The organism is Bacillus sp. HNG (genome assembly GCF_003400205.1).
In the GTDB taxonomy this organism is placed as follows: Bacteria; Bacillota; Bacilli; order Bacillales; family Bacillaceae_L; genus Ferdinandcohnia.
Genome location: NZ_QUQV01000002.1, coordinates 446,238 through 465,311 on the forward strand (window position 1 = coordinate 446,238; position 19,074 = coordinate 465,311).

Sequence of the window (19,074 nt, forward strand, 5' to 3'; positions counted from 1 at the left end):
GGCATTATAAGACCCTTAGCAGCAATGCTAAGGGTCTTCCTATTTTATAGAAGATTTTCAAGAACGGTTTGTAAAATACCACCTTTTTGGTAATATTCAATTTCAACTACACTATCTAACCTTACGATTACTGTGAATTCGAGTGGTTCAAATTGGTCATGTTTCGTTGCGATTACTTGGATTTTTTGACCTGGTGAAATTCTTTCGTTTAAGCCTCGTAATTCAAAATCTTCCGTTCCGTCTAATTGCAAGTTTTCCGCATTCTCTCCTTCACAAAATTGAAGCGGTAATACACCCATACCTACTAGATTGCTACGATGGATTCGCTCAAAGCTTTCAGCAAGAACTGCTTTAACACCCAATAGCGCCGTTCCTTTTGCCGCCCAATCCCGTGAACTTCCTGTTCCATATTCTTCTCCCGCAATAATAAGCAGGCTCTGATTGTCTGCTTTGTATTTCATTGCAGCATCATAAACTGGCATGATTTCACCTGAAGGTAAGTACTTTGTATATCCTCCTTCTTTTCCAGCAGTCAGTTTATTTCGAATCCGGATATTCGCAAATGTACCTCGAACCATGACATGATGGTTCCCACGTCTTGATCCATATGAATTAAATTGTCGAACTGGAATGCCTTTTTCCGTTAAATAGATACCAGCTGGGCTTTTTACAGGAATTTGTCCTACTGGAGAGATATGGTCAGTTGTAATAGAATCCCCTAACATCAATAAAGCCTTCATGTTTTTAAAATCTACTTCAGACTTTTCACTTGAACTCTCTTCCAGGAAATAAGGTGCTTCCTGGATGTACGTTGACTTATTATCCCAACTGTAAATTTGTCCTTTTGATGCATCAATCGCTGACCAAACTTCATTTTCAAAAATCCGGTCGTATTCCTCTTTAAAAAGTTCCTTATTAATAGTAGATGAAATAACCTTATTTATTTCGTCAGTTGAAGGCCAAATATCTTTTAAATAAACAGGGTTGCCCTCTCTACCATTACCAATTGGTTCGGAATACAAATCAATATTTACTGACCCAGCTAACGCATATGCAACAACTAACGGCGGTGAACATAAGTAATTTGCTTTTATAAGAGGGTGTACCCGTCCTTCAAAATTACGATTTCCACTTAAAACAGAAGCGACAAGGAGATTGTTATCCTTAATTGCCTCTTCGACAGACTCAAGAAGGGCTCCACTATTTCCGCAGCAGGTTGCACACCCATAACCATCTATATAAAACCCAATCTCTTCTAAAGCCTGTAGAAGGCCAGACGTTTCCAGGTATTTTGTAACTACACGTGAGCCTGGTGTTATGCTTGTTTTTACATAGGCTGGCTTCTGTAACCCTAGTTCCCTTGCCTTCTTGGCAACAAGTCCAGCTGCTACCATCACGCTCGGATTTGAAGTATTTGTACAGCTGGTAATTGCGGCGAGTACAAGCGAACCAGTACCGATACTTCCTCCCTCTTTTAACTCTACATGCTTAAATAATTCTTCTTCATCCAATCCATATCCACCACTAGCAATCGGCCTTGTTATGATACTTGTAAACTCATCCTTCATCGAACTCAATTCAATACTGTCTTGTGGTCTTTTTGGTCCCGCAATGGTCGGTTTGATTAAATCTAAATCCAACACAATGGTTTCGGTAAACTTTGGATCAGGTGTCTCATCCGTTCTAAATAGTCCTTGGGCTTCGTAATATGCCTTAATTAATGATTTGTTATCTCCCCTACCTGTAAGTTCGAGATAGTCTAATGTCACATCATCAACTGGGAAGTAGCCCATTGTTGCTCCATATTCTGGAGCCATATTCGCAATCGTTGCCCTGTCTGTTAGGGATATATTTGTTAATCCTTTCCCAAAGAATTCAACGAACTTCCCGACTACTCCCTTTTTACGTAAAAGGCTTGTTATTGTTAAGGCAAGATCTGTGGCAGTTACACCCTCCTGTAGTTTTCCAATTAGTTTAATTCCAATTACTTCGGGAATAACAAAATATAAAGGTTGTCCAAGCATCGCTGCCTCTGCTTCAATACCACCTACTCCCCATCCAATTGTTCCAAGACCATTAATCATTGGTGTATGGGAATCTGTTCCTACAAGAGAGTCCGGGTAGACAATGGTTTCTCCATTCTCATTTTTTGTGACAATAGAAGTAGCCAAATACTCTAAATTAACCTGGTGAACAATTCCGTTTGAAGGTGGTACAGCTCTAAAATTTGAAAAGCTATTTTGTGCCCATTTTACAAAGCGGTATCTTTCTAAATTTCTCTCATATTCTAGCTTAAGGTTATCTGATAAGGATTCATTATGACCAAAATGGTCGACAATCATGGAATGATCAATGACTAAATCAACAGGAATTTGTGGATTAATGCGGGAGATATCTCCGCCTTTTCGTTCCACAGCATTCCTCATGGCGGCTAAATCAACGATTGCAGGGATCCCCGTAAAATCTTGAAAAACAATTCTTGCTGGCTTGAATGGAACTTCATTTTTCTCCCATTGCATATGTTCCCAGTCTGCTAATTGTTCAATATGGGTAGTCGTGATATGTTTTCCGTCTAAATGCCGAATCGCAGCCTCTAGTAGCATCTTTATTGAAAATGGAAGTGTAGAAACTGGGTAGCCATTCGTTTCCAATTCATTTATTCGAAAATAACGGTATTCTTTCCCATCAACATGTAAAGTTCTTTTTAACGTTGATGAAACTTCAGATACACTCATTTAGTTGCCTCCCTTGTTGTACTAATAAGTGAAAAAATAGTCTAGTAGATGTCAAACTAGACTATTAAGTACGTACTATCCTTCAGGAATATATAATTCACCTTTTACTATTCTTCGTGCTGTTCTGTCTAAACCAACTGAAGCTACATCTCGTAGTTCCTCTGTTAAATTCACACGTACCTCTGCAATTCCTTCTGGATGCCCAATCCGAATGATTTGTTCGATGCTTCCATCTCTCTTTCTTGAAAAATGATTCGGAATTGTGCCTTCAAGCAATGCTGATGCAGCCAAATTATATAAACCACTACCTGCAAATGTTCGATGAAACCGTTTCATTGAAATCATTTTTGCCACAATATCAATGTCATCAGCCTTTATCTTTTTTCCTGTAGAAGTTACATAATCATGTGGACTTGCTACAAGTGCTATTTTTGGAATAGAAGGAATACTTATCGCTTCGTTCTCGTTTTTTGCCACGCCACTTGCAACTGCCATTTTTAAACGAATTTCTTCAAGTTCAGATAATAGTTCTTGGTCTGCCCCTACTACACTATTGATCTCAGAACCTGATAATCCAAAATCTTTTGCAGCTACATATACAAAAGGATTAACAATATCAACAAATGATGTGTCATAATTTCTTTTTTGAGTAGCTACGTTAGTTTTTAGACCAATCGGTATTGTTTTTCCAGTCTTTCCTCCACCGGGTGAGAGGATGTTGACAATAATTTTTGCTCCAGGTGTTACGATTCCTGGCATCAAATATTCACCGGAAACCTTTGCATTACCGTTAGACAAAGGTATCCTCATCTTAATCATTTTATTTATGTTTTTATTAAAAGCAGAAACCGTAATAAAATCATCATTCGGATTTGTTTGAACTAGACCTTCATCTACCGCAAATGCTCCGACGGCAGCCATTAGATTTCCACATGTTCCTTCATCATCGACTACTGCCTCTCCAATCCCAATCTGATAGAACGTATAATCAAGGTCTGCACCTTTCACAGTTGGTTCTGAAATGACCATTACCTTACTTGAGTGCGATGTACCGCTTCCTAAGCCATTTATTTGTGAGGGATTATATGCATCAATTCCTTCTAAAAATATTCTGTGCTGTAATTCTTTATTTGTTGGTAGATCCTTTTCATGAAAAAAGAGACCTCTACTTGTACCACCTCTATACACAACACACCGAACAGAGAATTGTGACATTTTTCTACCTCCTTACTTCATTTCAGGAACAATGGTCTTGGCGATTTCTTGATCTAAATCCTCATAATCATGAAGTTTAATCGTTTCATAAAGTTCTTTTCGTGTTTGCATCTTGTCTAATACATCACGCTGCGTTCCTTTTTCAACTATTTCCGAGAACACAATTTCATATGCTTTCGCTGCTGCTCGTAAAGAAGTAACTGGGTAAATGACCATGGAGTAACCAAATGATTCAAATTCATCTGCTGAAAAATAGGGTGTTTTTCCGAACTCTGTCATATTTGCTAATAAAGGAACATCAAATTCTTTACTGAAAGCTCTAAAGTCTTCCTCTGTAATTAGGGCTTCCGGGAATAACGAATCGGCCCCCGCTTCCACGTATTTTCTTAGTCTCTCAACTGCAGCTTCTCTACCTTCGACAGCAAGTGCATCGGTTCTAGCGACAACAACTAATGATGGTGCAACTTCTTTAATAATCTTAATTTTTTGCGCCATTTCATCTGCAGAAACTAATTTTTTCCCATTCAAATGACCACATTTCTTCGGTAAATCTTGATCTTCAATCTGTACGGCCGCAACACCTGCTTCAACCATTTCCTTTGCTGTTCGAGCAACATTTAAGATCCCACCGAAACCTGTGTCAATGTCCGCTAATAGTGGCAAATTGGATGCACGAATAATGTCGCGTGCTCTCTCTGCAACTTCTTGAGAGTGTAAAACACCTAAGTCTGGTAAACCTCTACTAGCTGTGTACGCCCCACCAGATAAATACAATGCCTTAAACCCAACCTTTTTTGCCATTAAAGCAGCCATTCCATCATGGGCACCCATAATTTTTAAGATTGGCCCCGCTGATAGATAACTTTTAAATTCTTCTGCTAATTCTTTTTGACTTTTTTGCTGTTCAACAAGCCATGTCATAATATTCCCTCTCTTCTTTGAATTAATGAAAGAACGAAGGACCCTATCGAAATAGGGCCCCTAGCATTAGTCAACTAATCCAGATTCGCTAATTAATGTTTCATACATCTTAGTTTGTTCCTCTAAGAATTTTGCTGCTTCACTGCTATTTTTATAGAATGAAGACCATTCATTATTTTTCACAAGGTCTTTCCAAGCATCTGTTTCAACCATTTCTCCGATTACTTTATCCCAGTAAGCAATTTCTTCTTCAGTCATATCAGGAGGTCCCATGATTCCTCTCCAGTGTGGGAATACCATATCTACTCCTTGTTCCTTCCAAGTAGGAACATCCTCTAAACCTTCAATTCTTTCATCAGAAGAAACACTAATTACTCTGAAGTTACCAGCAATATGCTGATCCTTAGATTCAGAAACTGCCATTGTAGCTACATCTACGTGACCACCTAGAAGAGCTGTTACTACATCTCCGCCACTCTCATAAATCATGAAGTTTAATTTTGATACGTCAACACCGTATGTCTTTGCTGCTTGTACAAATGATAGATGATCATTGTTACCTAATCCTGGTGCAACTGCGATTGTTAAAGATGTAGGATCCTTCTTCAATTGTTCCATAACATCTTTTGCAGTTTTAAATTCTGAGTCATTTCCTACTGCAATTGAAATCCACTCAGTTGTTAAGATAGCTAGTGGAGTAAAATCTTTATACGTTAATTCACTTTGGCCTAGTAAATTGTTTGTAATTACAAGGCTTGAGTTAATTGCAAGATGATGAGCATCCTTTGTAGATAGGTATTGCCACCCTACTTCTCCACTTCCCCCTGGCTTGTTAACAACATTGATGTTTTGGTCTACAATCCCTTCATCCTTAAGGATCTTTTGGATTGCTCTGGCAGTTGCATCCCAACCTCCCCCCGGAGTTGCAGGAGCTACAAGCTCGATATTTCCTGTTGGAAATGAATCTTTTTTCCCTGAAGCGCCTGAAGAGCATGCTGTTGCAACAAACACTAATGCTAAAATTGCTAGTAATGAAAATAGTTTTTTCATTGTTCCACCCCTTTTATCTTTCTTAATTTTCACAACCTTATATTACTTTTAATTTAAATAAATGTAATCGTTTTCAATTTAAAGGAATTTAACAATAAAAACATCATTTTGTTCATAAAGTTCACGAGAGTTATAAATCATGCAAATCGAATGATTCAATAAATGTAACAAATGCATTAATTACATTTACCTCTAATGATTCATTATGATAGAGCATCCATGTATTACGTATTAACGGGTTATTTTCCTTATCCTTGATAAACACTTTATGGATATCTTCATTTCCTTTTAAAATCATACTTGGCATTATTGCATATCCAAGTCCATTTACGACCATCTCTTTACAAGTATCCACTTGGTCTACCTCCATTGTAATCTTCGAAGGTTTTGTATAATTCTCCATCCACCAGTGGTCAATAATAGATTTTAAGAAGTTGTCAGTTTTATAATTTATTCTAGGCAAATCTGGTAAGTTTTTTAAGTCCATTTTCTCTTTTGAGGCAACACAAAGCTGGTCTTCAAATAATAATCGCTTTTGCTCCATCCATGTATATTCACCGCGAACAAATGCAATATGAATATCCTTTTTATATAAAGAATGGAAAAGATCTCTGCTCCACCCTGTTGTTACTTTGAATTCCACATTCGGATATTTGTCTTTAAAAGCCCTTAATAATTGCGGAAGCTTATATTTAGTGAAAAAGCTTGAAACACCTAAATTAATGGTTCCGACCACTTTGCTTTCCATATTGGTCAAATTATCTTTTATTTGTCTTAATTTTAAAATCATTTCTTCGGCACTTTTAGCAAGGTATTCTCCCTGAGGTGTAAATTTGACACCACGTCTATCCCTGTTAATTATTTTTATCCCAAATTCTTTTTCAATTTGTTTAATTCGATTTGTTAAGGCCGGTTGTGAAATAAATAATTGTTTACCCGTTTTTGTTATATTTTTATTTTCATAAAGGACTTTAAGGATTTCCCAATCCTGACTCCGCATTCCATTCCCCCCTTTAGATATTCAGAAATCTTATGGCAGCTAATACAAATACGATATTTTACTTATATCTATCAATATACTATATTTATCAGTACATAAGAAAGATTGAGTTAATAGGTGAGGGGAAAAACATGATTCTTTGGATAGTCATCATCATCTGTACTGGTTTTCAAACGATATTAAACACAACTAGACCCATCATCACGTTATATGCTTCCGAAATGGGAGCGAATACATTTGATATTGGAATTTTAACAGCAGCATATGCTTTCTTTCCATTAATTTTCGCCATTCATGCTGGCAGAATTGCTGATAAGATTGGGGACCGATTACCTGTGTTTTTTGGATTAATCGGGATTTCAATTGGGATGGTCATCCCTTATTATTTTCCTTCCATGCTGAGTTTGATTATTTCACAATTAATTGTAGGAACAGCAGCAGTCTTTATTACGGTATCTTTACAAAACATACTTGGAAATATTGCGACAGAGGAAAAGCGTGATCAGTATTACAGTTTGTTTGGAATCGCTACCGCGATGGGAGCGATGATTGGTCCCATCATCGGAGGTTATTTAGGAGAACACATCTCTTATTCTTCCGTATTCATTGCTTCAATTTTTATTAATATCGTTCCTATTATAATTTCGTTTTTTATTCCGGTTCTTCGGAAGCAAGAAACTAAGCAAAAGATGAGCATCACTGCTTCTGTCGGCTTATTAAAAATGCCTTTATTACGCAAAGCATTAATATCAAGTGCCCTTGTACTTTATTCAAAGGATATATTCATCGCTTATTTTCCGCTATTTGCTAAACAGTATGGGATTTCAACATCAACGATTGGTTGGATTATTTCAATTCAGGGACTTGCGATTATTCTCGTTCGATTCTTACTACCTGCTTTAACAGGAAGACTAGGAAGAGACATTGTATTAATTGCTTCCGTTTTTATGGCTGGAATTTCGTTTTTATTAGTTCCATTTACAGGAAATGTGATTTTATTAGGTGCGTTAAGTGCCATTATGGGACTAGGGTTGGGATGTGGTCAACCTCTTTCAATGACAACCACCTATAATGCTTCACCAAAATCAAGGACTGGTGAAGTACTGGGATTACGACTTGCCTCTAATCGGCTATCTCAGTTAATTGCCCCAGTCTTCTTTGGTTTAGTGGGTTCATGGGCTGGTATTTTCTCCGTATTTTTTATCAGTGGAACGTTTTTACTTGGTGGTTTATTTGCCATTAAGCCAGAAAAGAAAAGCAAACTAGCTTCATAGAATACGCGTCTGCCTACAGCATGAAGGATAGCTGTAGGCATTATTTATGACAACATAATCCCCATTTTCCATCTATTACCCTCTCTCCTACAACTACAGTTTAATAATTATACAACCTAATAAAAACGCCTATAAACTATACAAAGTCATATTTTATTTCTCATATCCGAATAACTGTTATAAAATATAAGTTCAAGCATCCTAACGATTGGAGAAACAAATATGAAAGGTATATTTGAAAAAATAATGCCATATATAAAACGTGTCTGGGAATCTATTAAACGATTTTGGCGTGAAAAGCATCTGACAAAGATTTTGTTGCTGATTATGTTAGTTTTTATTTTAGTGACCATGCTTTTCTTTGCTTTCATGGCAAGCCAAGCTAATGTCCAGTCATTGAAGGACGGTTTGCGCCAAGCAACTGTTATTTATGATAAAGACGGTGAGGTTGCAACCAATATTGTTACAAACCGAACGGAAGGTATTCAGGTTGAAGAACTACCCGACCATGTAAAAAATGCGGTCATTGCAATTGAAGATGAACGCTTTTATAGCCATAATGGCTTTGATATTAAAGGAATCATGCGCGCCTTTTTTAATAATCTATTTGCAGGAAGAATCACTGGTGGAGGAAGTACCATTACTCAGCAGTTGACAAAAAATGCACTTCTCTCTCCTGAACAGACCTATAAACGAAAAATCGAGGAGCTCTTTTTAGCATTAGAAATCGAAAAGCATTATTCCAAAGATGAAATTTTGCAAATGTACTTGAATCAAGTATTCTTTGGAAATGGATCATGGGGAATAAGCCAAGCTTCTAAAAAATATTTTAATGAAGATATTGAACATGTTTCGATTAGTGAGGCGGCAATGTTGGCTGGACTTCTCCAAGCTCCTTCTGCACTAGATCCTTATCGAAATTACGATGGAGCAATCAAGAGAAGAAATACTGTCCTTTTGAAAATGCATGAATTAAAGATGATTTCTGACGATGAATATGCACAAGCAAAAAAGGAAGAAATTAAGCTTGAGGATGGCGGCGGTAGTTATATTCAAAGAAACTATCCCTATTATGTAGATGCTGTTCTTGATGAAGCCATTAAAAAATATGGCCTAACTCAAGAGGAAATCCTTACTCGTGGGTACCGAATATATACGGAAATGGATCAACAGATTCAAGCATCACTTGAAGATGTCTATAAAAAAGACTACCTCTTCCCAAAAGGTAGAGATGTGCTCGTCCAAAGTGGAGCCGTTATGTTACATCCTGAAACAGGTGGAGTACTTGGATTAGTCGGAGGCCGTGGTGACTATGTATTCCGTGGTTTCAATCGTGCCACCCATTTGCAGGCACAGCCAGGGTCAACGATAAAGCCACTAGCCGTTTATACTCCTGCACTTGAAGAAGGATATGAGGTAACTTCAGTGCTCAAGGATGAGTTGAAAACATATGGAGATTACACTCCAGAGAATTTCTCAAGAACCTACCAAGGTGAGGTAAAGATGTATGAAGCATTAGAGGATTCCCTGAATGCACCGACCGTGTGGCTGTTAGACCAAATTGGAATTGATAAAGGGCTTGATGCTTTACGAAGGTTTGGCATTCCTTATACCGATGAAGATAAATACCTCGGAATTGGACTTGGAGGTATGCATAAAGGGACTTCACCATTACAACTTGCGGAAGCCTATTCCGTTTTTGCCAATGATGGAAAACGACCAGATGGACATCTTATCTCAAAAATAGTTGGACCAACCGGGAATGTGATTGCTGAACACAAGCATAAAACAACTCGAGTCACTTCTAAAAAAGTAGCCGATGATATGACGTCCATGCTTCTAAACGTAGTAGAAACAGGTTCAGGTAAGGGAACAAAAATCCCCGGAGTTGAGTTAGCCGGAAAAACGGGTTCAACACAGCTTCCTTATAAAGATATAAATGGTACAAAGGATCAATGGTTTGTCGGATATACACCTAATTTCGTTGGTGCTGTTTGGTTAGGCTATGACAAAACAGATAAAACACATTATATTCAAGGAAGTAGCTCAGATTATATCGTTCCTATTTTTAAAGCAATGATGGAGGAAATGCTCCCATCGATGGAAGTGGATTCATTTGATGTCGTCTCGGTTAATGCGAAACTATCCGGACAAGAGGATCGAAAAACAATTTCAAAAGAAGAAATCAAAGAAAAGGCTGAAAAAGTGGAAGAAGCCTTAAAAGAAGAAAGTGCAAAATGGAAGCTAGTTCTGGAAGAAGCAAAAAAAGACTTGAAGGATGTTAGTCAAAAAGTGAAAGAAAAAGTACAGGGATTACTTGGAAACTAGATTTGCTATGAGTATTGTTCAATCGAGCAATACTCTTTTTAATTAAACCAATAGTGGCATTTGGAGTGATGTTAACATACAAGTATTTGGTATTCTATGCACCTCCACTGACATTAGGGAGACAGCATCATCCTAATATCTGGTACTTCGTGTACCTCCACGATGATTCAGGCGACGCAATCCCCCTAATATTTGGTATAACATGTGCCTCCACGGACATTCGAGGGACACCACCCTCCTAATATCTGGTATATAATAGAACTGTATGAATGATAAAGCAGTTAACCTAACACTAATTCACTAAATAATGAACAAAAAGCCCTCTATTTAGGGCTTTTTTCAACAACTTCTAAAAAATGTTTTAAGATTCCGGCTGTTAAGCCCCAAATAACACGATCTTCATAATAATAAAAGCATTCGTCCATTCCTCTTACCTGCCATTTATAATTCTGGCCACCAATGATATCGTTAAATGGGAAGTTTTCTTCTGGTTCGACATGAAATTTCACTTTAAAAATTTGCGGTGGATTTGCCTGAAAAAATGACAATGGTACCGTAAACACCTCGCCAACTTCTGCTGGATTCGGCCGAATCTCATCAGGATTGGTTATCACACCGACAAATGGATAAATAATCGTACCAAATGGTGATACAAAATAATCTAATGGACTTACATCTGTAATCGAACTCTCTTTTATTCCTAGTTCCTCCATTGTTTCCCTAATCGCTGTATGTCTTTCATCTTTATCAGTTGAATCCATTTTCCCACCTGGAAAACAAATCTCACCTGGCTGCCTTCTTAGTTGGCTTGAACGAACCTCAAATAAGATATGGACTTCATTCTCTTTTTTTATCAAAGGAAGAAGAATGGAAAAGCGTTTGAATTCACCAAGACCTAATAGGGATGGAGTTCGATTTTTGACGACATTGACAATTTTATCGATTTCCATAGTTCACCTCGAATATTTATTGTTTTAAGCCTTTAAAAGCTTGAATAAATTCAATTGGATCTTCTTTTATAAGATAGGAGAATACCCCTTGATTGGTATGGAGGTATAAAAAGCTTGTTCGGAAGGACACATCATACACATGCTCTAGTTGAAATTCATTTGCAGAAGAAAGGATTCTGTCTTCGAATAATCGTAGTTGATGATGTGTTTCGATATATTTTTGTTCATTCCACTCAATTTTTCTTTGTATAACAATATACGAATGAGATGCAATAAATTTCACAGATTCTCTCCTTTCTATTCCTATATTGTACCAGAAAATGATGTGCGGGGACTCCCATAACCAATATAGAAAAACCACAGTGAAATATTATCACTGTGGTCGTCATTCTTATTGTTGTACTAATTCTTTTTCAAGAGCTAGTAAACGTTCCGCTACTTCTTCCTCAGATAAACCGTTCTCTTCTACATAGCGGTTACGTGGATGAACACGACATTCATGAGTACAGCCTCTTAAATATTTATGCTCATTTTCTTCTGAACATAGAATTTGTTCATTACATTCTGGATTTGCACAGTTTACATATCGTTCACATGGTTCACCAGTAAAATGGTCTTTACCAACAATAACGTGTTCTTTTTGATTTACTGGAACAGCAATTCTTTCATCAAAAACATAGAGTTGACCATCCCAAAGGTCACCTTGTACCTCAGGATCTTTTCCGTAAGTTGCAATACCACCATGAAGTTGGCCAACTTCCTCAAAGCCTTCTCGCACTAACCAACCAGAGAATTTTTCACAACGAATACCGCCTGTGCAGTAAGTTAAAATCTTTTTGCCTTCAAGCATATCTTTATTTTCACGTACCCATTGTGGTAAATCGCGGAATGTTTCGACGTCAGGTCTGATTGCACCTCTGAAATGTCCTAAATCATATTCATACGTGTTTCGTGCATCTAGAATAATAGTATTCTGATCCTGCATTTTTTCATAAAATTCTTTTGGACTTAAGTATTTACCAGTTAATTCAAGTGGATTAATATCATCCTCGAGACTTAAGTTCACAAGCTCGGGACGTGGTCTAACATGCATTTTCTTAAATGCATGTCCATCTGCTTCATCAATTTTAAAAACAATGCTGGCGAAGCGTGGATCTTTTCGCATTTCTTCCATATACTTGTCAGTTTGTTCAACTGTACCGGAAACCGTTCCGTTAATCCCTTCAGTCGCGACTAAAATACGACCTTTTAAACCGATTTCCTTACAGAAAGCAAGATGCTCTTTAGCAAATTCGGCTGGATTTTCAATTGTCACATACTGGTAATAAAGTAATACTCGATAAGGTTTTGTTTCTGTCATTATTTTTCGACCGCCTATCATTAATATTTGCAAGATATGAATGTGTTTAGGATCGAATTACACTTTTTTCTCTTACATCAGTGTATTGTATCAAATTTTTTAATACTAAATCAACGTTTTATACCTTCCTTATATTGTAAAGTTGTAAATTCGGTTTTTTTCTACAATAATATATCTATTCTTGACAATTGATATATAATAATCATGTCAAACTTTTTGGATGGGGGTTTCAAATATGAGTTTACCAAAAGCATTAACAATTGCAGGTTCTGATAGCAGTGGTGGAGCAGGACTTCAAGCCGACTTAAAGACATTCCAAGAAAATGGGGTTTATGGCATGTCCGCCTTAACTGTAATTGTTGCAATGGACCCAAATAATCGTTGGAATCACCAAGTGTTTCCCGTTGACCATGATATCATTAAGGCACAATTAGCAACAATCCTTGATGGCATTGGTGTTGATGCGGCGAAGACAGGAATGCTTCCTACTGTTGATATTATTGAAATTGCTGCAGATGCGGTAAGGAAACATAATCTTCAAAAATTTGTGGTTGACCCTGTAATGGTTTGTAAGGGCGAAGACGAAGTTCTATTCCCAGACCATGCCGTTGCTCTTAGAGAAATACTTACTCCACTTGCAACCGTCATTACTCCAAATTTATTTGAAGCTGGCCAACTAAGTGGAATTGGTTCTATTACAACGATTGACCAGATGAAAGAAGCTGCAGTTAAGATACATGACCTTGGTGCAAAATATGTACTCGTAAAAGGTGGCGGAAAGCTAAAACACGATAAAGCAGTAGATGTTTTATATGATGGAAAGGAAATAGAGGTCCTTGAAGGCGACCGTTTTGAAACAACATATACCCACGGCGCAGGCTGCACTTCTTCCGCTGCGATTGCAGCAGGACTTGCAAAAGGATTAGATGTAAAGGAAGCCATATATGAAGCGAAGAAATTCATTACAGCTGCCATTCGTCATTCCTTCCAGCTAAATGAGTATGTTGGTCCAACAAATCATGCTGCACGTCGACTTTACGGTGATAACTAAGCTGTAGAAAAACTCTACAGCTTTTCTAATCTTAGGCAAAGGAAAAAGCGCAAAACGCGGAGTCTTAAGGGATAAGTATGACAGAAGGTGTTTGTTACCTTCCTTAGCGATTGGTTTAGACCTGAGAGCCGGTACGCATGGAACTGTGCATCCCAAAAACCTGCCTAGACGAATTTTAAAGATGATGGTAATATTGTGAATATCATAGAATAATAGATTGTTCAATCCATGTATTCACTTGTAAAAAGCCATAGGTAAGGAGTGTGTAAATATGCCTGGGATTAACAAAGAGATCGTGAAATTTTTACGCAAAAGGAACAACATGACTCAACGGGATTTTGCTAAAGCAGTAAATTGCAGCTTTGCGTTAATTGCTCTTGTCGAAGTTGGCAAACGCAGAATTACAAACAACCTTGAAACGAAAATCAAAGAGTCTTTTAATTTAGATGATCAACAAATATCATCCCTTGCATCCATCGTTCAAGAAGTAGCAAAGGGCGTACATCCTTATATGTAAGATAAGAAAAAGCAATTGGACATGTGCGCCAATTGCTTTTTTATTGGATTCTTGTAAAACCATATTCCTCGAATAAGGTTATGGCTTCCTCACTTGATAAGTATTCATAAAGTAGTGTTGCTTCTTCTACATGCTTCGAAGATTTAATAACCCCGATTGGATAGATAATGGGTGAATGGAATTTAGAGTCCACACTCGTGATAACTTGAATCTGATCTGACGTTTGCGTATCTGTTTTATAAACAAATCCTGCATCAACATTTTCTGTTTCTACATATGTAAGTACTTGCCGAACATCCTTAGCAAGAATAAGCTGATTTTCAATTGTATTCCACAGCCCCATATTGTTTAATGCTTCTTTTGCATATGCTCCTGCAGGTACAATTTCTGGTATACCGATTGAAATTCGCTCTGCCTTTTTCAAATCTTCCACCGATTTAATATTGTTATTGTTTTCCTTCGGAGTAATTAAGACAATTTCATTACCGATTAAGTTTTGTTCATATTTATCATGAATTAGGCCGTCGTCCCTTAAAGCATTAAATTTCTCTAGTGACGCGGATAAAAACAAATCTACTGGTGCACCCTGTGAAATTTGTTGAGCAAGTGCACCTGATGCCCCAAAATTAAAGGAGATATCTATTGTTGAATGTTTCTCTTCAAAATTTTTCTTTAATTCTTCGAGTACATTTTGCATGCTCGCTGCAGCAGAAACAGTAATTTCAAACCTCTCAACATCATCATTTACCTCAGGAGACCCACATCCATTTAAAAATAAGCCAAGTATGAGTAAAAACATGAATCTATACATAAAACACCTTCCCCTAGTTAGTATAACTAAAAGGAAGGTGTTTTTGAACAATTATAGGTTTAATAATTCAACGTGCTTACCAATGTGTTTTACTAGACCTTGACGATACTCTTCTTCTCTATCATTTAACGTGTTGAAGAATTCATCCTTAAAAATATGGTTACCATCTTCACCTTTTGCTGTCAGTAATAATCCGTATGTCACGTGAATAACCTGTCTTGCTGCATCATTATTCATATATTCAGGAAGATCGGCATCCGCAACCGTATCAAGTGGAAGTATTGTACTCATATCTGGTGTAATATGATAATACTTAAGTGCTTCATCTAAATGTTCTAGTGCATATGCGTGCATTCTTCGATAAAGGTTTGGTTTTACCTTCGCAATCACACGAACCGCTTCAAGCCAGTTTGTACCAGCAGTTTTTACGTGAAGAACACCGTTTGTATATTTCGCGATAATTGGAAACGCTGTAAATTTATCACTACCAGAGTGAATACTTAATTTATAAGCGAAGTATTCTGCAATTAACGCATGCTCACGTAATTCTTTTTCGAATTGTTCGATATCCCCGATATAATCAATTCCCTTTTGGAACTCACCACAGAATCTTGGAGCAAGGCTTGTTACAGTTACACCACGTTTTTGAAGTTCATTTGCTACAAAGAAATGTGCTGCCGGTGAAGTAACGGTTTCCGTTTCATCAATCGAAATTTCAAAATCAATATCACGACCAGCATTTACAATATATGTGTTATGAATATGAACCATATAATCTAAAGCGTTTCCATATAACAATACAAATTTCTTGACGATTTTTTCGTCAAACGCAATATCTATGCCATTAACATCAAATTCTTTATTTACATAAAGTTCATGATAATGATTCTTTGTTTCTTCTGGAAGGTTATCAAATTCAGCACTGATTTCGTCTTCTGTCAAACCTTCTACACGGTTTTGAATATGGTCTGAGCAGTCTAATGTAAGCATTGACATTCCAAGCGACAACGCCATTTTAATATCTTCTTCTTCCTTTAAATGGTCGCCATCTGCACCAAATCCGCCTGTATAGCCTTCTTGAAAAACAGCAAAGCTAGCAGCATCAATCACATCATTCATTGTTCGGTTGGTCAATGTTAATTCACGAATACTTTGTTGAGCTAGAATTGGCTTTACGCTATGGTTGCGAACGGTTTCAATATGTCCTGGAGAAGCGAGCCCTAGACGGTCACCAAGTCCCATAGTTGCCATTTTTGTACCGAAAGCTCTTGGTACTGTATATTCAAAATAACGGTTTAATACAAGACGATTTTCATGTGTTAATGGACATGCTTTGCCATTTTCAGCAACTACTGTCCCCTCTAATTCATCATATAAAGCACCTTCGCCAGTTGCAAGAATCCATTTTTGTTGTGAATCTCTCACCATGATAAGGCTTACATTATCGAGGTGTGTTAGAGATTTTTCATATACCTTAACGTCACCCACATACTCGAAAACGCTTTCGTTTTTTAAAGCTTCAACTAGCTGTTTTAATTGCTCCATGGATATAGCCTCCTAAAATTAATGCCATTCTATTAAAATAATATCGTAATATACTAGAATTGTTAATAAAAAATTGGTTAATTCATAAATAAAACTTTAAAAAGCTTCTTCGTTTTTTCTATTTTTTGAGAATTCACAAGCACTCCCATTACCATATCAGAATCATCAATTGCTTCTTTAAATAGTGGTACTGCTGAACTATCAATTCCGGTTATTTGATTCTTGTTATCAAAATATAAAAATTCTTCATCAACTGGAAGAGTATTATCTACCAATTCATTTTGACTATAGAAATATTGATCATGATTCATCATCTCAAATTGTTTTTTATCAATGAACAGAACATCGAGGTCTCCTGTGGAAATTTCCGCGGAAACCTTTTGCAAAGCAGCCATTACAATATTAAAATCTGCTGCATCCGGTGCATATGGGATAACTTGAATCGATACTTCATGTGTTTTTCTTTCTTCATCCGAAAGAATTTCTTCATTTAGCTTTTGAGCGATTTTATTGATCTCATTCGAATCTACTAAATCCCCTAAAACGAAAATGGAAAGTGCAGGCTCCTTTTTTTGAGAATGGTTACTTACTAGAAAGACAGTAACAGCGACTATTAATAAAAATGCAAACAAATAATATCTATAATACTCCCAAATATACTTAGCCTTTTCTGCAGTACTCATTGCAGCAAACAATTCTTTGACCTTTCCTTTTTCCCTCAAATTCCTTACGTCCCTTCAAGCAAGATGTGTATGCTAGGAAAATTTACCTGTTATTATGCATTTTCATATTTTTCTTGTAAAAATGCAATACTGTCATCAATAAATGGTTCCGTTGTACTTTCAAGGAGAAATTGGATGTAAGGTTTTTTCGGCTTGATTAATTTCATAACTAAATCATAGTTTAAAAGGCCTTTTCCTGGAGGTGCAAATTTCAGCCTACCTTCTTCGACCACAAAATCTTTACAATGAACAATAATGATTCGATCCCCAAAAAGTTCAATTGCTTCCTCGAAGATTTCATCCTGAAGATGATAATTTTCGACTGTTAATAAATTGACCGGATCAAAGATGACTTGAAGATTATGTGAATTCACTTCATCCAATAATCGTTTTAAACGACTTGGATTATAAACAGGATGATTAACTCCCGCCTCTATCCCGACGATGACACCAAATTCCTTCGCTTCTTTAACAAGCTCTTTCACACTTTCTACTACATCTGAGAAAGGTTTTTCTTGAAAATTATCTACCGTAAATCCCATTTTCGCATGAACATTACCTGTTTCCGTTCCGACGACACTACAACCAAAATCTCTCGCAAAACGGATATGTTCCTTAAAACGGTCTAATGCTTTTTGTCGTTCCTTAAGGTCGGGATGAATCATATTAATATAACAGCCAAGGACAGCAATTTCGATGTTTTTTTGTTGAAAAGCCTTCCCTATATATCTACCAAAGCCCGGAGAAAGACTCCCCAAGCTCGTGTTAAGGTCTGGAAACGATTTCGCCAATGCCAATTGCACAGATGATAATCCCTTTTTGGCTATCGTTTGAACAAGTTCATCCAAGGAGCTTGCCTTTACATCATGAGCTCGAATACCTAGATTCATCATATGAGCACCTTCTTTACTTTACATATTTTGCTAGACTTGGAACTCCTTCTTTTATTTCTTTGGCAATAATACTGGCAAACTTATATGCCCCCTCCACGCGAAAATGCGTGTCATCACTGATTCCATCTGGATAGTTTGGATGTTCACCAGGATCAAACCAAATAAAAAGGTCTTTACACTTTTCGGGTCCTAATGATTCATATAGTTGTTTAGACTCATTCCATAAATCAATGAGACTTACTTGTTGCTCCTTCGCCAAAGCCATCATCGCCTTTGGATACTCTCCAAGACTGTTGATAATTTTTCCATTTTCATGAAAAGTCCTTCGATGCATGGAGGTAATTAAAACTGGAATTGCTTTTTTCTCCCTTGCTCCACGAATATATTGCGTAAGATAAGACTGGTACGATGAATATGGCTCCGTTCTTCGCTGGTCCTGTTTTTGATCATTATGTCCGAATTGAATAAAGAGGTAGTCGTTCGGTTGGATTTCATTCAGGATTGTTTCAAGTCTTTTTTCATCAATAAAACTTTTGGAACTTCTTCCTCCTATGGCTAGGTTGTGGACGATGACATTGTCAAGAAAATAATGATGAAGCACCTGTCCCCAACCTGCTCTTGGTTCTTCGTTCGGAGGACAATCGGATACAGTTGAATCTCCTGCAATATAGATATGAATGTTTTTCATCTTGTCACCTTCAT

17 protein-coding genes are annotated in these 19,074 nt (G+C 37.1%); 4 read left to right on the top strand and 13 right to left on the bottom strand.

From position 1 onward, the window contains the following. Positions 1–44 precede the first annotated feature (44 nt). From acnA to DZB84_RS05525, 5 genes are all read right to left on the bottom strand, one after another. The gene (gene acnA, locus DZB84_RS05505) at positions 45–2,735 is read right to left on the bottom strand and encodes an aconitate hydratase AcnA (protein WP_116351254.1); all 2,691 of its coding nucleotides are present in this window, start codon (positions 2,733–2,735) and stop codon (positions 45–47) included. Positions 2,736–2,810: 75 nt separating this feature from the next. Further along, entirely contained in the window at positions 2,811–3,950 is a 1,140-nt protein-coding gene (locus tag DZB84_RS05510; RefSeq protein ID WP_116351255.1) for a PrpF domain-containing protein, read from the bottom strand. 12 nt (positions 3,951–3,962) lie between these two features. Next, positions 3,963–4,871, bottom strand: coding sequence for a methylisocitrate lyase (gene prpB / locus DZB84_RS05515; RefSeq protein WP_116351256.1), 909 nt, complete (start codon positions 4,869–4,871; stop codon positions 3,963–3,965). Positions 4,872–4,937: 66 nt separating this feature from the next. Beyond that, positions 4,938–5,921 (bottom strand): tripartite tricarboxylate transporter substrate binding protein, encoded by a 984-nt coding sequence (locus tag DZB84_RS05520; RefSeq protein ID WP_116351257.1) that lies wholly within the window; start codon positions 5,919–5,921, stop codon positions 4,938–4,940. A gap of 130 nt (positions 5,922–6,051) precedes the next feature. After that, the gene (locus tag DZB84_RS05525; protein ID WP_116351258.1) at positions 6,052–6,921 is read right to left on the bottom strand and encodes a LysR family transcriptional regulator; all 870 of its coding nucleotides are present in this window, start codon (positions 6,919–6,921) and stop codon (positions 6,052–6,054) included. A 131-nt stretch (positions 6,922–7,052) separates the two neighbouring features. On the opposite strand from DZB84_RS05525, the gene DZB84_RS05530 reads away from it, so the two are divergent. Continuing rightward, a complete protein-coding gene (locus DZB84_RS05530; RefSeq protein ID WP_116351259.1) occupies positions 7,053–8,195 on the top strand; it encodes an MFS transporter in 1,143 nt (380 codons plus the stop codon). 246 nt (positions 8,196–8,441) lie between these two features. Continuing rightward, a complete protein-coding gene (locus DZB84_RS05535) occupies positions 8,442–10,523 on the top strand; it encodes a transglycosylase domain-containing protein (RefSeq protein WP_116351482.1) in 2,082 nt (693 codons plus the stop codon). Positions 10,524–10,846: 323 nt separating this feature from the next. On the opposite strand, the gene DZB84_RS05540 is transcribed toward DZB84_RS05535, so the two are convergent. The 3 genes from DZB84_RS05540 to trhO form a co-directional block, all read right to left on the bottom strand. Further along, positions 10,847–11,473 (bottom strand): NUDIX hydrolase, encoded by a 627-nt coding sequence (locus DZB84_RS05540; RefSeq protein WP_116351260.1) that lies wholly within the window; start codon positions 11,471–11,473, stop codon positions 10,847–10,849. A 16-nt stretch (positions 11,474–11,489) separates the two neighbouring features. Next, complete coding sequence (locus DZB84_RS05545) at positions 11,490–11,756, bottom strand: hypothetical protein (RefSeq protein ID WP_116351261.1); 267 nt, start codon at positions 11,754–11,756, stop codon at positions 11,490–11,492. 108 nt (positions 11,757–11,864) lie between these two features. Beyond that, positions 11,865–12,833, bottom strand: coding sequence for an oxygen-dependent tRNA uridine(34) hydroxylase TrhO (gene trhO / locus DZB84_RS05550; RefSeq protein WP_116351262.1), 969 nt, complete (start codon positions 12,831–12,833; stop codon positions 11,865–11,867). A 235-nt stretch (positions 12,834–13,068) separates the two neighbouring features. Between trhO and DZB84_RS05555 the strand changes: the two genes are divergently transcribed. Both DZB84_RS05555 and DZB84_RS05560 read left to right on the top strand, forming a co-directional pair. After that, positions 13,069–13,884 (top strand): bifunctional hydroxymethylpyrimidine kinase/phosphomethylpyrimidine kinase, encoded by an 816-nt coding sequence (locus DZB84_RS05555; protein WP_116351263.1) that lies wholly within the window; start codon positions 13,069–13,071, stop codon positions 13,882–13,884. Positions 13,885–14,155: 271 nt separating this feature from the next. After that, on the top strand, positions 14,156–14,401 hold the full coding sequence (locus tag DZB84_RS05560) for a helix-turn-helix transcriptional regulator (protein ID WP_223254384.1): 246 nt from the start codon (positions 14,156–14,158) through the stop codon (positions 14,399–14,401). A 40-nt stretch (positions 14,402–14,441) separates the two neighbouring features. On the opposite strand, the gene modA is transcribed toward DZB84_RS05560, so the two are convergent. The 5 genes from modA to DZB84_RS05585 form a co-directional block, all read right to left on the bottom strand. Beyond that, positions 14,442–15,212, bottom strand: coding sequence for a molybdate ABC transporter substrate-binding protein (modA, locus tag DZB84_RS05565; RefSeq protein ID WP_116351264.1), 771 nt, complete (start codon positions 15,210–15,212; stop codon positions 14,442–14,444). Between the two features lie 51 nt (positions 15,213–15,263). Then, complete coding sequence (locus tag DZB84_RS05570; RefSeq protein WP_116351265.1) at positions 15,264–16,757, bottom strand: tagaturonate epimerase family protein; 1,494 nt, start codon at positions 16,755–16,757, stop codon at positions 15,264–15,266. Positions 16,758–16,834: 77 nt separating this feature from the next. Further along, complete coding sequence (locus DZB84_RS05575) at positions 16,835–17,479, bottom strand: hypothetical protein (RefSeq protein ID WP_116351266.1); 645 nt, start codon at positions 17,477–17,479, stop codon at positions 16,835–16,837. A gap of 53 nt (positions 17,480–17,532) precedes the next feature. Further along, positions 17,533–18,372, bottom strand: a complete 840-nt coding sequence (locus DZB84_RS05580; protein WP_317616354.1) for a sugar phosphate isomerase/epimerase family protein — start codon at positions 18,370–18,372, stop codon at positions 17,533–17,535. A gap of 13 nt (positions 18,373–18,385) precedes the next feature. Continuing rightward, on the bottom strand, positions 18,386–19,060 hold the full coding sequence (locus tag DZB84_RS05585) for a rhamnogalacturonan acetylesterase (RefSeq protein ID WP_116351267.1): 675 nt from the start codon (positions 19,058–19,060) through the stop codon (positions 18,386–18,388). Between the last annotated feature and the right edge of the window lie 14 nt (positions 19,061–19,074).

What these genes read in the sequence shown, in the direction of transcription:
- acnA (WP_116351254.1), bottom strand. Translation starts at nt 2,735, where the DNA reads ATGAGTGTATCTGAAGTTTCATCAACGTTAAAAAGAACTTTACATGTT.
- DZB84_RS05510 (WP_116351255.1), bottom strand. Translation starts at nt 3,950, where the DNA reads ATGTCACAATTCTCTGTTCGGTGTGTTGTGTATAGAGGTGGTACAAGT.
- prpB (WP_116351256.1), bottom strand. Translation starts at nt 4,871, where the DNA reads ATGACATGGCTTGTTGAACAGCAAAAAAGTCAAAAAGAATTAGCAGAA.
- DZB84_RS05520 (WP_116351257.1), bottom strand. Translation starts at nt 5,921, where the DNA reads ATGAAAAAACTATTTTCATTACTAGCAATTTTAGCATTAGTGTTTGTT.
- DZB84_RS05525 (WP_116351258.1), bottom strand. Translation starts at nt 6,921, where the DNA reads ATGCGGAGTCAGGATTGGGAAATCCTTAAAGTCCTTTATGAAAATAAA.
- DZB84_RS05530 (WP_116351259.1), top strand. Translation starts at nt 7,053, where the DNA reads ATGATTCTTTGGATAGTCATCATCATCTGTACTGGTTTTCAAACGATA.
- DZB84_RS05535 (WP_116351482.1), top strand. Translation starts at nt 8,442, where the DNA reads ATGCCATATATAAAACGTGTCTGGGAATCTATTAAACGATTTTGGCGT.
- DZB84_RS05540 (WP_116351260.1), bottom strand. Translation starts at nt 11,473, where the DNA reads ATGGAAATCGATAAAATTGTCAATGTCGTCAAAAATCGAACTCCATCC.
- trhO (WP_116351262.1), bottom strand. Translation starts at nt 12,833, where the DNA reads ATGACAGAAACAAAACCTTATCGAGTATTACTTTATTACCAGTATGTG.
- DZB84_RS05555 (WP_116351263.1), top strand. Translation starts at nt 13,069, where the DNA reads ATGAGTTTACCAAAAGCATTAACAATTGCAGGTTCTGATAGCAGTGGT.
- DZB84_RS05560 (WP_223254384.1), top strand. Translation starts at nt 14,156, where the DNA reads ATGCCTGGGATTAACAAAGAGATCGTGAAATTTTTACGCAAAAGGAAC.
- modA (WP_116351264.1), bottom strand. Translation starts at nt 15,212, where the DNA reads ATGTATAGATTCATGTTTTTACTCATACTTGGCTTATTTTTAAATGGA.
- DZB84_RS05570 (WP_116351265.1), bottom strand. Translation starts at nt 16,757, where the DNA reads ATGGAGCAATTAAAACAGCTAGTTGAAGCTTTAAAAAACGAAAGCGTT.
- DZB84_RS05580 (WP_317616354.1), bottom strand. Translation starts at nt 18,372, where the DNA reads ATGATGAATCTAGGTATTCGAGCTCATGATGTAAAGGCAAGCTCCTTG.
- DZB84_RS05585 (WP_116351267.1), bottom strand. Translation starts at nt 19,060, where the DNA reads ATGAAAAACATTCATATCTATATTGCAGGAGATTCAACTGTATCCGAT.